Below are 12,687 nucleotides of genomic sequence, written 5' to 3'. Positions count from 1 at the left end.
GAGGCTCAGCCGAACAGCGCCTGCGGATCCGGCGTGTAGCGGCCGAGCTTGTCGCGATCGATCGTGACGCCGAGCCCCGGCAGGTCGGGAATCGTCAGCCAGCCTTCGGCATCGAGCGCGAAGGGCTTGGCGAGAATGCCGTCGACATAAGGGCTGCCGCCGATGAACTCGACGAGGTCGGCATCGGGGAAGGCACAGGCCATCTGCAGGTCGGCGGCGAGGCCGAGCGCCGTGTTCCAGCCATGGCCGACATATTTGATGCCGAGATCATAGGCCATCCAGGCGATGCGGCGCTGCTCGGAGATGCCGCCGACCTTGGTGACGTCGGGCTGGACGATGTCGAGCGCACCCGTCGTCAGCCAGGGAATGAAGCTCTGGCGACGGGTCAGAACCTCGCAGCCGGCGATCGGCACGGGCGAGGAGCGCCGCAACTCGCGATAATCGTCAATGGCATCGGGCCTGACGGGCTCTTCGAACCAGCCAACCTCGTAATCGGCCAGCATCTCGGCCGTGCGCTTGGCCCATTTCAGCCCATGTGGCCAGAGCGCGTCGCTGGCGCCGGCATCGACGAAGAGCCTGGATTTCTCGCCGGCGGCCTCGCGCGCCGCGCGCACGATCGCCTCGTCGAGCTTGGTGTCGAGCGCCCGGCCGAACGGCCCCCAGCCGATCTTGAAGGCGCTGAAGCCCTTGTCGCGGTAGCTCGCGACGACGTCCTTCATCGCCGCTGGCTCTTCCATCAGCAGCGAGCAATAGGGCTGCACGCGCTCGCGATAGCGCCCGCCGAGCAGCCGCCCGACGCTCAAGCCCGTTGCCTGGCCGAGAATGTCCCACATCGCGATGTCGATGCCGCTGATCGTATGCGTCAGCGTGCCGCCACGGCCCATCCAGAAGGTGTTCTGGTGCAGCTTCTCGCTGACGAAATCGGGCGACAGCGCATCGGCGCCGAGAAAGAGCGGCTCTAGCACCTTGAGGCCCGCCTGGACGAGGCGGCCATCGGTGAAGACGCTGCCATAGCCGGTCAACCCCTGGTCGGTATGCACCGCGATCAGCGCATGGATCGAATCCTCCGGCCGGATCTCCGCCGACCAGCCGCCCTTCGGGCTCTCGCCGAAGAGGGGAGCAGCCTCGATCCGGGTGATGCGGAAGGGCGGCAACCCCGCCCGGCTTGCTGCGCGCGTTTGGATGGGCTGGTCGTTCACGGCAAATCCCTTTCCTTGCGGCGCTGGGCGACGATGGCCTCGTAATCCATCGCGTGATTCATGACGGTGATGTGCTCGTCGAGCGTGCGGGTGATCACCGCGATATCGCCGGCCTCGAAGGCCGCGAGCAGGTCGACATGTTCCTCGACCACGCCGGCCATCGGCTTGCCGAAGGTGGCGAGGCCGAAGATGATCGTGCATTGCGGGGCCAGCGTCTCCCACAGGTCGAAGGTGACGCTGTTGCCGCCGAGCCGGCAGAGCGCACGGTGGAAGTTGGTATCGGCGACCGCGACGCCATAGGCGCTGCCGCGTGCTGCCATCAATTCCATCTCGGCGACGGCGCGGCGCAACTCGTCGAGGTGATGGCCGCGGTTGCGACCGGCCGCGACGGCGCGCACCACCGCGCTGGCCTCGAGCGCAATGCGCGCCTCGATCAGGTCCGAGACGCGCTCGTTCGTCACCGGGCGGAGCCGAATGCCCTTATAGGGTTCGCTGACCACGACGCCCTGGCTCTCGAGCAGGCGCAAGGCCTCGCGCACCGGCACGCGGCTGACCCCGAGCTTGCGGGCGAGATCGACCTCGACGATCCGGTCGCCCGGCAGGATCAGCCCGGCGGCGGCTCCGGCGATGATCGCCTCGATCGCATGATCGACGAGCGTCTGCGGCTGCAGCGGCTGCCAATCGGGGGCGGCGCTTTTCGCTCGCTCCGGTGTCGCTGTTTCGGCTGCCCGCACTTGTCCGCCCGTATCCGTCATCCGGCTCTCTGCCTCTCGCTTGACAGGTCGTATGATCGTATACAATCATACGAAACGCAAGAGCGAGAGGGGTTCGCCATGGCGTCCGAAAGCCGGGTTCGTTGCGAGATTGATTTCGAGGTATCCGGGCGGCAGGCCGGTTATCTGCGGGCGCCGCTGTCGCGCAATACGTCCGGCTGGGGCGTCGTCGAAATCCCCGTGATCAGCGTAAAGAACGGCTCCGGCCCGACGATCCTGCTCACCGGTGGCGTCCATGGCGACGAGTACGAGGGTCAGATCGCTGTCTCGCGCCTCGCCCGCAGCCTCGATCCGGCGAAGGTGCAGGGGCGAGTCATCATGATCCCGGCGCTCAACATGCCTGCCGTCCTGAACGATACGCGCCTCTCGCCGGTCGACAACCGCGACATGAATCGCTGCTTCCCCGGCAATCCGCGCGGTACATTCTCGGAGATGCTGGCGCATTTCGTCGATACCGTCGTGCTGCCGCTGGTCGATATCTCCGTCGATCTCCACACAGCCGGCCATTCCGGCGACTCGGCGCTCTCGACCAACATGCACTACGTCGCCGACGCCAAATTGCGCGAGCGCACCATGGCAGCCGCAGCGGCCTTCGGCGCGCCCTACAATGTCGTGTTCTGGGGCGTCGATGAGGGCGCGACGCTGACCTCATCGGTCGAGCGGCGCGGCATCCTCTCGCTCGGCACCGAGCTCGGCGGCTGGGGCCGGGTCAATGTCGAGGGTGTGCGCATCGCCGACCGGGCGCTGACCAACATCCTCAAGCATTTCGGCCTGATGGACGGCAAACCCGACACGACGCAGCGCGACGGTTCGCCCGGCACCCGCCACATGATGGTGCGCGATGCCGCCGGCTATTCCTTCGCGCCGGCCGGCGGTTTGTTCGAACCGCGCAATGTCGTCGGCGATATCTGCCGCGCCGGCGATCTCGCGGGCTACCTGCATTTCATCGAGGACATCGACCGCGACCCGCTGGAGGTGCGCTACCGCCGCGACGGCGTGCTCTGGATGTCCGCCGGCCCGGGCCGGGTGCAGCGCGGCGATGCGGTTGCCGTCCTGATGGAGGATTACGACGCGGTGCGCGCCGCCGCCTGACCAAACTTACGCCTGAACCACCACGTGCCTGACCATCAATCCTGAGGGGACAAGAACATGGCAAAGCACATCATCTTCGGCGCCGCTCTCGCGACGGCGCTCATGCTCGGAGGGGCACAAGGCGCGCTGGCCCAGCGCAAGGGCGGCGACGTCGTCATCGGCATCAGCCAGGCACCGCCTTCGCTCGATGCGCAGATCACCTCGGCGCAGGCCTCGCGCAACGTCACGCTTCATATCTTCGAGACGCTCTATGCCCGCGACGAGAACGCCAAGCCGGTGCCGGAGCTGGCCGAGGGCGTGACGGTCTCGCCGGATGGCAAAACCTATGTCTTCCCGATCCGTAAGGACGTGTCCTTCCATAACGGCAAGAAGCTCGATGCCGCCGATGTCGTCGCCTCGCTGGAGCGCTATCGCAAGGTCGGCGCCTCGCCGGCGCTGGTCGCCGCGATCGACACGATCAAGGCGAGCGGTGAGCACGAGGTCACGGTCACGCTGAAGCAGGCGCAATCGACCTTCCTCGACAATCTCTCCTCGCCGCGCGCCCCGATCGCGATCTATCCCGCGAGCGAGGCGGCCAAGGAAGCCGGCAAGATCGAGATCATCGGCACGGGTCCGTACAAGTTCGTCGAGTACAAGCCGGACAGCCATGTCAAGCTGACGCGCTATGACGGCTATGCACCCAATCCGAAGGGCACCGGCCGCGACGGCTTCGCCGGCAAGAAGGAAGCCTTCCTCGATACCGTCACCTTCCGCTTCATGCCGGAAGGCGGCGCCCGCACCGCGGCGCTCGAAGCCGGCCAGATCCAGTTCAACGAGACCGTCGACGGCCCGACCGCGAAGCGGCTCGGCACCGACAATCGCTTCACCATCCACAAGATGGTGCCGTTCGGCCTGCAGGTGATCAAGTTCAACCAGGCGCAGGCACCGGCCAACGACGTGAACTTCCGGCTCGCCGTCCAGGCGGCGCTCGACATGGAGGAGATCATGGCGATCTCCTATGCCGATATCTACCAGATGGACCCGAGCTGGCTCTATCCGGGCTCCGCCTTCCATTCGACTGTCGGCAGCGACAAGTACAACAAGCACGACCTGAAACTCGCCAAGGAGCTTCTCGCGAAATCCTCCTACAAGGGTGGCAAGGTCACCTTCATCACCGACAATCTGCGCCCCAATGTCGACACCGCGACGCTGGTTCAGCAGAAACTGAAGGAGATCGGCGTCGAGGTGGATATCTCCGTCGCCGACTGGCCGACCGTCTCGAAGATTGGCTTCACGCCGACGGGCTGGACCTTCTGGACGCACGGTTTCGGCATCGAGCCCTATGAAGGCCCGGGCTCGGTGATGGCGCCCTGGGTCAACGGCCTCTCGCAGCAGGCGAAGGACCCCGAGATCGACCGCATCGCCGCCGCTTTCAACGCCGAGATGGACGAGGGCAAGCGCAAGGCGCTCTACGACGCCTTCCAGAAGCACATGTACGACGCGGCAGTCGCGATGAAGGCCGGCAATTACGGGATCTTCCAGGCCTCCACGTCCAAGCTCAAGAACTTCAAGCCCTATCGCATCCCGCGCATGTGGGGCGTCTGGCTGGAGCCCTGAGGGCAAGCGGTCGATGCCAGCCGTTGTAGGTGTCGACCGCCGTCATATCAGCGTGTCATCCCGGACAAGCCGCGTAGCGGCGCAGATCCGGGATCCATTCCTGAACCTTTGCCGGAAGCGTTCCGGAATGGATCCCGGGTCTCCCTTCGGTCGCCCGGGATGACGCGCACTTATCAGAACGAAGGCTTAACGCTCGAAAGGAGGGCGGCATGGGAAACTTCCTGATCCGCCGGCTCGCGGGCGCCTTTCTCGTGCTCGTCCTGGTTTCGCTGATGTCCTTCGCGCTGATCTGGCTGGTGCCGGGGGATCCGGCGGCGGCTTTCCTCGACGCCTCGGCGACGCCCGAGCAGGTCGCCAAGCTGCGCAGCGCGCTTGGTCTCGACCTCTCGCTGCCGCAGCAGATGTTCGGTTGGTACGGGCGCATTCTCAGCGGCGATCTCGGCCAGTCGATCCTGCTCAACCGCTCGGTGACGGCGGCCCTGATCGAGCGCCTGCCGGTCACGCTCTCGCTGGCGGCGTTGGCGCTGGCCTTCGCCGTGTTCTTCGGCGTTGCGGCGGGCATCGTCGCGGCGGTCAACCACAACCGCTGGCCCGATCAGGCGGTGATGACGACGGCCCTGCTCGGGCTCTCGGTACCGGATTTCTGGCTCGGCCTCGTCATGGTGCTGGTCTTCGCGGTGTCGCTCGGCTGGCTGCCGAGCGGCGGCTTTACGCCTTTCACGGAATCGCCGGGCCAATGGCTGCGCGGCATGATCCTCCCGGCCCTGACCCTGGGCCTCGTCCAGGTCGGCTTCATCGCCCGGATGGCGCGCGCCTCGATGCTGGACACGCTCTCGCAGGATTATGTCCGTACCGCCGATGCCAAGGGGCTGGCCAAGCTCCATGTCGTCCTGCGCCACGCCTTGCCCAACGCGATGATCCCGATCCTCACCGTCATCGGCATCGTCTCCGGCGCTCTGCTCGGCGGCGCGGTCATCGTCGAGCAGGTCTTCTCGATCCCCGGTATCGGGCGCCTGATCGTCGGCGCTATCGCCTCGCGCGATTTCCCGGTGCTGCAGGGTGGCTTGCTCTTCCTCGCGGTCGTCTATCTCGCGATCAACCTCGTCGTCGACATCCTCTATGCCGTGGTCGATCCGCGCGTGAGGCTGGCCTGATGCAGGGCACGCCCCTCGTCGGCCGCGCCCTCTGGGGGCGCCTGTTGCGCAACCGCTCCTTCGTGATCGGGGCGGTGCTGGTGCTGCTGATGGTCGCCGTCGCGCTTGCTGCCGATTGGCTCACGCCCTTCGATCCGCTCAAAAGCAATGTCCGGGCACGGCTCGCCGCGCCCAGCGAGATGCACTGGTTCGGCACCGATCATTTCGGCCGCGACATCCTCTCCCGCGTCATGATCGGCGCCCGCATCTCGCTCGCTATCGGTGCCTTCACGGTGGTGCTGGCCGGTATCGCGGGGACGCTGAGCGGCGCCATCGCCGGCTATTTCTACCATCTCGACCAGCCGACCATGCGGATCATGGACGCACTGATGGCCTTCCCGTCGATCGTGCTGGCCATGGTCGTTTCGGCGGTGCTCGGCGCCTCGCTCACCAATGTCGTGATCGCGCTCGCCATCGCCACGACGCCGCATACCGCCCGCATCGTGCGTGCCTCGGTGCTGCTCGAAAAGGAGCAGGAATATGTCTCGGCCGCGCGCTCGATCGGCGTCGGCGAGATGACCATCCTGTTCAAGCATGTGCTGCGCAATGCCGCCGGCCCGCTGATCGTGCGGCTGACCTATGTCTTCGCCATCGCGATCCTCGCCGAAGCGGCTCTGTCCTTTGTTGGTGCCGGCCCGCCGCCACCGGCGGCCTCCTTCGGCTCGATCATCGCGCAAGGCCGCGATTTCATGCGCGAGGCCCCCTGGATCACGGTATTCCCGGGCCTCGCGATCATCACCTGCGTGCTCGGCCTCAACCTTCTCGGCGACGGCCTGCGCGACGTACTCGACCCCCGCCTGAAATTCTGAACCCGCCGGAGCCGCCCGATGAAGCGCATCCTGATCGCCGACTGCAAGCAGGAGATCTCCTCCTTCAACCCGTTGCCGTCGCATTACGAGAACTTCCTGATCCACCATGGCGAGGGCCTTTACGTCCAGCGCGGCCAGAACCAGGAACTCGGCGGCGCGCTCGCGGTCTTCGAGGCGAGGCCCGATATCGAGATCGTGCCGACGATCTGCGCCCGCTCCGGCAGCGCCGGCCCGCTTTCGGCTGCGGGCTGGAAGAAGCTCTCCGAGGAAATCCTCGCCGCGATCTTCGCCAAGCTCGACCGCATCGACGGCATCTATGTCTCGCTGCATGGCGCAATGGGCGCCGATGGCGAACTCGACCCGGAAGGCTACCTGCTGGAGAAGCTGCGCCAGCGCGTCGGCCCGGGCATGCCGATCGTCATCTCGCTCGACCTGCACGGCATCCTGACCGACCGCATGCTCCGCAACGTCGACGGTTTCGCGATCTACTGGACCTATCCCCATGTCGATTTCGCCGATACCGGGCGCCGCGCCGCCGAACTCCTGCTGAAGCTGATGGCTGGCGGCATCAAGCCCGTCGCCGCCCGCGTCGTCATTCCCGCGCTGGTGCGTGGCGACGAACTCATCACCAAGACCGGCTGCTATGGCGAACTCCTCGCCGAATGCCGCCGGCTGGAGGAGGAGGGACGGGCGCTCGCGGCCGGTATCATGATCGGAAACCCCTTCACCGACGTGCCCGAGCTCTGCTCGCAGGTGCTGATCCTCACCGATGGCGACAAGGCGACGGCCGAGCGCGAGGCTATCCGGCTCGCAGAGGAGTTCTGGCCCTTGCGCTTCCGCATGCAGGGCAAGCTCGTCCCGCTCGACCGAGCGGTTGCCCAGGCCCGCAGCATCGACGGCCCGGTGATCTTCACTGACGCGGCCGACGCCACCTCGTCCGGCGCCTCAGGCGACAGCAACGCGATCCTCGCCGCCCTGCGCAAGGCCGGCTACGACAAGCGGGTGCTGGCCCAGATCGTCGATGCGCCTGCCGCCGCCGCTGCCCATAAGGCCGGCGTCGGCGCGACGATCGAGATCACGCTCGGCGGCTCGATCGATCCCGCGCGCTTCCCGCCGATGCAGGTGAAAGCCAAGGTCAAGCTGCTCTCCGATGGCGAAGCCGCGCTGGAGACGATGAAGGCGCCGCTCAGCGCCGGGCCGACCGCCGTGCTGACCTGGGACAATGTCACCGTAGTGGTGATGAGCCGCTCGGTCAGCCTGTTCGACCGGGCGATGTATTACGCCAACGGCATCGACCCCACCGATTTCGATCTTATCGTTGTGAAGTCGCCGCACACCGAGTTCCACATGTTCGACCAGTGGTGCGCGCGGAACTTCAACATCGACGCACCCGGCGCGACCTCCGCCAATCTCCGGAGTCTCGGCCACACGATCTGCGCCCGGCCGATCTATCCGCTCGACGAAGGCGTCACCTTCGCCCCGCGCGCCACGATCTGCGAACTGTGAGGATGAAGCCCGTGCCCAGGATCGAGGCCGTCGATTTCTTCTATCTCGCCATGCCCGTCGTTACCGACGAGGCCGATGGCAGCCAGGATGCCTTGCTGGTCAGGGTCGCCGCCGGCGGTCATGTCGGCTGGGGCGAATGCGAAGCGGCGCCATTGCCCTCCATCGCCGCTTTTATCTGCCCGATGTCGCATGGCGTCTGCCGCCCGGTCGCGGATTCCGTGCTGGGCCAGAATTTGGAGAGCCCGCAGGACATCGCCCGCATCGCCGCAGCCGTCGCCTATAACTCGATGGACCTGCTCCAGGCGCCGCACACCTTCTCCGGCGTCGAGATGGCGCTATGGGACATCCTCGGCAAGATGCGTTCCGAGCCGGTCTGGCGCCTGCTCGGCTACGCGAAAAGCCATTCCAAGACGCCCTATGCCTCGGTCCTGTTCGGCGACACGGCGCAGGAAACCCTTGAACGCGCCCGCGATGCTCGCAAGCGCAGCTTCCGCGCCGCCAAGTTCGGCTGGGGGCCGATCGGTCGCGGCAGCGTCGAGGCGGATGCCGAGCATTTCGTCGCGGCGCGCGAAGGGCTGGGGCAGGACGGCATCCTGCTCGTCGATACCGGCCAGATCTTCATCGAGGATGTCGAGCGCGCCGCCGCTCGCTTGCCCGCGATGGAGAAGGCCAACGTGCTCTGGTTCGAGGAGCCCTTCCATGCCAGTGCGCTCGAAGCCTATGGCGGTCTTGCCAAACGCAGTCCCAAGGTCCGGCTGGCCGGCGGGGAGGGCGCCCATAACGAGTCGATGGCCCGGCAGCTCATTGACTATGGCGGCATTGGCTATGTCCAGATCGATTGCGGGCGCATCGGCGGCATCGGCCCATCCAAGGCCGTGGCGGATTACGCGGTCGCCAAGGGCGTGACCTTCGTCAATCACACCTTCACCTCGCATCTGGCGCTCTCCGCCTCGCTCCAGCCCTATGCCGGTCTCGCTGCGCACGAGATCTGCGAGTATCCGGCCATGCCGAAGCCGCTCGCGACCGCGATCTCAGCCAATCACCTGGAGCGCGATACGAACGGGCAGGTCGCCGCGCCTGATACTCCCGGCCTCGGCATCGAGGTCGCGACGACCGCGCTGCGGGGCTACCTGCAGGAGGTCGAGATATCCGTCGGCGGCAAGCGGCTCTACAGCACGCCGCGCCTCTGAAGCGATGTTCGCTTGACGGCGCGCCGCACCCTTATAGGGTGTGCGCCGATCGAGGTTCTCCGGGTTGCTCCCGGAGCTAAGAGGGAATTCGGTGAGGCACTTCCAGTGCCAAAGCCGAGGCTGCCCCCGCAACTGTAAGCGGCGAGCTCTCCGTCCATCGTCCACTGGCGCTTGCCGCGCCGGGAAGGCCGGGCGGAACCGGCATCGACCCGCGAGCCAGGAGACCTGCCCCGGTCGTCGAAGACGTCTTTCGGACGGGGTGTTCCGGAGCCTGTGTGTCGATGGTGGCCCTGCGCCGCTTGTCCGCCCCACATGCCCAAAGCTCCCCCGGCCGTCATCTCGGGGAGCGATGAAGTCCATGTTCATGAAGTCCACTGCACAGGCCGCTCAAGGCGGCTTGACGTTTGCCTGCCGCGCACTCTATCAGAAATGCAACATTGTTACATTTCGGATGGCCTCGATGCCGGCTGCGCGCCCGTTCAATTCCCTGCTCCGCCTCTCGGCCGCCGCGCTGTTCGGCGCTCTCGCCATCGGCACGGCCACTGCGGCGCCGACCAAGTACCCGCTGACGCTGGAGAACTGCCGCGAGACGATCACCTTCAACGCCGCGCCCAAGCGCGTCGTCGCGATCGGTCAGACCCAGACGGAAATCCTCTATGCGCTCGGCCTCGGCGACCGTGTCGTCGGCACCGCGGTCTGGTTCTCGCCGGTCGCCAAGCCCTATGAGGCGGTCAATGCCAAGGTGAAGCGCCTCGCCGACAACGATCCGAGCTTCGAGGCGGTGCTGGCGCAGGAGCCCGATCTCGTCACCGCGATGTTCGAATGGCATGTCGGGCCCAACGGCATCGTCGGCAAGCGCGACCAGTTCGCCAAAGTGAAGGTGCCCACGTACGTCTCGCCGACCGATTGCGTCGGCAAGGACAATTCCGGTGCCGGCGACGGCGTTCGTACGCAGATGTTCACGATGGAGCTGGTCTATCGCAACATCCGCGAATTCGGCGCGATCTTCGATGTCGCCGACCGGGCCGAGACGCTCGTCGCTGAGCTCAAGGCCCGCGAGGACAAGGCGGTCGAGCAGGTCGCCAAGCTGAAGGCGCAGGAGGTGCCGGTCGTCGTCTGGTTCTCCAGCAAGGACATCAAGGGCGACGGCTTCATGGCCGGCAAGAACGGCGTGCCCGCTTATATCCTGTCCAAGCTCGGCGCCCGCAACATCATCACGACCAACGAGGAATGGCCGCTGGTCGGCTGGGAAAGCATCGCCGCCGCCAATCCGGCCGTGATCGTCACCGTGAAGATGGATCGCCGCCGCTTCCCGGCCGACGATATCGAGAAGAAGCTGGAATTCCTGAAGACCGACCCGGTCGCCAGCAAGCTCGACGCCGTCAGGAACAACCGCGTCGTCATCATGGATGTCGGGGCGACCCGCGCCGGGCTCGACACCATCGACGGCATCGAGACGCTCGCCAAGGCGATCGCCGGCTTCGGGCTTTCGCGTTGAGCCACGCCGCCCATGGGCCGAACTGGCCGGCGCGGATCGGCATCGCGCTCGCTTCGCTGCTGGCGCTGACCTTCTCGGTCGCGCTGGCGGTCACGATCGGCGAGATGCGCATCCCGCTGGACACGGCCCTGAAGGCGCTCGGCAACGGGTTGTTCGATCTCGACTTGCCCGTCAGCGCGATCCAGCAGGGCGTGATCTTCGATTATCGCCTGAGCCGCGCGCTAATGGCGGGGCTCTGCGGCGGCGCGCTCGCCCTGTCCGGTGCGATCCTGCAGGCGCTGCTGCGCAATCCGCTGGCCGAGCCCTATATCCTCGGCATCTCGGCGGGGGCCTCGACCGGCGCCGTCGCGGTGCTGATCCTCGGCATCAGCATCGGCGGTACGGTGCTGTCGGTTTCGACCGGCGCCTTCATCGGCTCCTGCGCTGCGCTCGTGGTGGTCGCCATGCTGGCGGCGGGGGCGGGCGGGGCGAGCGACCGCGTCATCCTCGCCGGCGTCGCCACCTCGCAGCTCTTCAATGCCGCGACGGCGACGATCGTGACGACGCTCGCCAGTGCCGAACAGGCCCGCGGCGTGATGTTCTGGCTGCTCGGCAATTTCGGCGGCGTGCGCTGGCCCGATCTCTGGATGGCGGCACCCGTCGCCTTCATCGGCTTCGGCATCTGCATGCTCCACGCCAAGGCGCTCGACGCCTTCGCTTTCGGTGTCGATGCCGCGGCCTCGCTCGGCGTCGCCGTCACGCGGGTCAAGGTCGTGCTGTTCGCCACGACGGCGGTGATGACGGCGGTGATGGTCTCGATCGTCGGCACGGTCGGTTTCGTCGGGTTGATCATTCCCCATGCCGCACGCTTCCTCGTCGGTTCCGGCCATGCCCGCCTGCTGCCGGCCTGCCTTGTCGTCGGGGCGATCTTCATGATCCTCGCCGACATCCTCTCGCGCGTGCTGATCCCGCAGCAGATCCTGCCGATCGGCGTGGTGACGGCCTTGTTCGGTGCGCCGGTCTTCGCTCTGATCCTTTACCGCGCCCGGAGGCCGGCATGACGCTCGCGACCCGCGAGGTCCGCTGGGGCGCCGGCGGCCGGATGATCGTCGATGGCGTGACGCTGGAAGCGGCGCCCGGCCGGGTGCTCGGCCTGATCGGTCCCAACGGCTCCGGCAAGTCGAGCCTGCTCCGATTGCTCTGCCGCCTGCGCAATGTCGCAAGCGGTGTCGTCACCCTCGACGGCTATGACATTGCCGGCGTGCCGCGCCGCGAACTCGCCCGCCGCCTCGCCTTCGTCGAGCAGCAGGCGACGACCGAGATCCAGCTCTCCGTCTGCGACGTCGTCCGCCTCGGCCGCACGCCGCATCGCGCCGCGCTCGCCTCCTGGAGCGAGGCCGACGAGGCCGCCGTCAATGAGGCCTTGGCGCGGGTCGGGCTGACGGAGCGCCATGACCAGCACTGGCACACACTCTCAGGCGGGGAGCGCCAGCGCGTCCATATCGCCCGCGCTCTCGCGCAGGAGCCAAGCGAGCTGATCCTGGACGAGCCGACCAATCATCTCGACATCCAGCACCAGCTCTCGATCCTGAGCCTGGTTCGCCGCCTCGGCATCACCTGCATCATGGCGCTGCACGACCTCAACCTCGCCGCCATGTTCTGCGACGAGATCGCGCTGCTGCATGACGGGCGCTTGCAGGCGGCCGGCCCTCCGGAGGAGGTCCTGACCGCCGAGGCGATCAAGGACATCTTCGGTGTTGCGGTCTCGATCCGACTGGGAGATTCAGGCCGCCGGCACATCGAGTATCTGATCGAGGCCGAGCCGCGGAAAGGCGTGCCCGGAAGCGGTTGA

11 protein-coding genes and 1 riboswitch are annotated in these 12,687 nt (G+C 66.7%); of the genes, 9 read left to right on the top strand and 2 right to left on the bottom strand.

What is annotated here, in order from left to right:
* Positions 1-5: 5 nt before the first annotated feature.
* Complete coding sequence (locus AC1RLU_RS09000; protein ID WP_492795079.1) at positions 6-1,199, bottom strand: mandelate racemase/muconate lactonizing enzyme family protein; 1,194 nt, start codon at positions 1,197-1,199, stop codon at positions 6-8.
* Positions 1,196-1,954, bottom strand: coding sequence for a GntR family transcriptional regulator (locus tag AC1RLU_RS08995; protein WP_492795077.1), 759 nt, complete (start codon positions 1,952-1,954; stop codon positions 1,196-1,198). Before AC1RLU_RS08995 ends, AC1RLU_RS09000 begins: the two co-directional genes overlap by 4 nt.
* 78 nt (positions 1,955-2,032) lie before the next feature.
* Here AC1RLU_RS08995 and AC1RLU_RS08990 point away from each other — a divergent pair, with 78 nt between their 5' ends.
* From AC1RLU_RS08990 to AC1RLU_RS08950, 9 genes are all read left to right on the top strand, one after another.
* Positions 2,033-3,064 carry a succinylglutamate desuccinylase/aspartoacylase family protein gene (locus AC1RLU_RS08990; protein ID WP_492795076.1) on the top strand — a complete coding sequence of 344 codons (1,032 nt, stop codon included), beginning with the start codon at positions 2,033-2,035 and terminating at the stop codon, positions 3,062-3,064.
* A gap of 57 nt (positions 3,065-3,121) precedes the next feature.
* The gene (locus tag AC1RLU_RS08985) at positions 3,122-4,660 is read left to right on the top strand and encodes an ABC transporter substrate-binding protein (RefSeq protein WP_492795075.1); all 1,539 of its coding nucleotides are present in this window, start codon (positions 3,122-3,124) and stop codon (positions 4,658-4,660) included.
* 209 nt (positions 4,661-4,869) lie between these two features.
* Positions 4,870-5,814 carry an ABC transporter permease gene (locus tag AC1RLU_RS08980; protein WP_492795074.1) on the top strand — a complete coding sequence of 315 codons (945 nt, stop codon included), beginning with the start codon at positions 4,870-4,872 and terminating at the stop codon, positions 5,812-5,814.
* Positions 5,814-6,662: an ABC transporter permease gene (locus AC1RLU_RS08975; protein WP_492795072.1), complete on the top strand. Its 849-nt coding sequence runs from the start codon at positions 5,814-5,816 to the stop codon at positions 6,660-6,662. The genes AC1RLU_RS08980 and AC1RLU_RS08975 overlap by 1 nt, the downstream gene beginning before the upstream one ends.
* Before the next feature lie 18 nt (positions 6,663-6,680).
* Complete coding sequence (locus AC1RLU_RS08970) at positions 6,681-8,168, top strand: M81 family metallopeptidase (RefSeq protein ID WP_492795071.1); 1,488 nt, start codon at positions 6,681-6,683, stop codon at positions 8,166-8,168.
* Between the two features lie 11 nt (positions 8,169-8,179).
* Entirely contained in the window at positions 8,180-9,358 is a 1,179-nt protein-coding gene (locus AC1RLU_RS08965; protein ID WP_492795069.1) for a mandelate racemase/muconate lactonizing enzyme family protein, read from the top strand.
* Between the two features lie 35 nt (positions 9,359-9,393).
* A riboswitch (cobalamin riboswitch) is annotated at positions 9,394-9,605 on the top strand.
* A gap of 213 nt (positions 9,606-9,818) precedes the next feature.
* Positions 9,819-10,856: an ABC transporter substrate-binding protein gene (locus AC1RLU_RS08960; protein ID WP_492795068.1), complete on the top strand. Its 1,038-nt coding sequence runs from the start codon at positions 9,819-9,821 to the stop codon at positions 10,854-10,856.
* Positions 10,853-11,896, top strand: coding sequence for a FecCD family ABC transporter permease (locus AC1RLU_RS08955; protein ID WP_492795066.1), 1,044 nt, complete (start codon positions 10,853-10,855; stop codon positions 11,894-11,896). The genes AC1RLU_RS08960 and AC1RLU_RS08955 overlap by 4 nt, the downstream gene beginning before the upstream one ends.
* Positions 11,893-12,687, top strand: a complete 795-nt coding sequence (locus tag AC1RLU_RS08950) for an ABC transporter ATP-binding protein (RefSeq protein ID WP_492795064.1) — start codon at positions 11,893-11,895, stop codon at positions 12,685-12,687. The genes AC1RLU_RS08955 and AC1RLU_RS08950 overlap by 4 nt, the downstream gene beginning before the upstream one ends.

Source organism: Allobosea sp. GW822-FHT05A11, assembly GCF_058800455.1.
Note: the sequence above shows the minus strand (reverse complement) of the source record. Positions and strands in the feature narration are given on the sequence as shown.

Coding starts and splice junctions, on each gene's coding strand:
- AC1RLU_RS08970 (WP_492795071.1), top strand. CDS start 6,681: ATGAAGCGCATCCTGATCGCCGACTGCAAGCAGGAGATCTCCTCCTTC.
- AC1RLU_RS08980 (WP_492795074.1), top strand. CDS start 4,870: ATGGGAAACTTCCTGATCCGCCGGCTCGCGGGCGCCTTTCTCGTGCTC.
- AC1RLU_RS08950 (WP_492795064.1), top strand. CDS start 11,893: ATGACGCTCGCGACCCGCGAGGTCCGCTGGGGCGCCGGCGGCCGGATG.
- AC1RLU_RS08990 (WP_492795076.1), top strand. CDS start 2,033: ATGGCGTCCGAAAGCCGGGTTCGTTGCGAGATTGATTTCGAGGTATCC.
- AC1RLU_RS08985 (WP_492795075.1), top strand. CDS start 3,122: ATGGCAAAGCACATCATCTTCGGCGCCGCTCTCGCGACGGCGCTCATG.
- AC1RLU_RS08975 (WP_492795072.1), top strand. CDS start 5,814: ATGCAGGGCACGCCCCTCGTCGGCCGCGCCCTCTGGGGGCGCCTGTTG.
- AC1RLU_RS08960 (WP_492795068.1), top strand. CDS start 9,819: ATGCCGGCTGCGCGCCCGTTCAATTCCCTGCTCCGCCTCTCGGCCGCC.
- AC1RLU_RS08995 (WP_492795077.1), bottom strand. CDS start 1,954: ATGACGGATACGGGCGGACAAGTGCGGGCAGCCGAAACAGCGACACCG.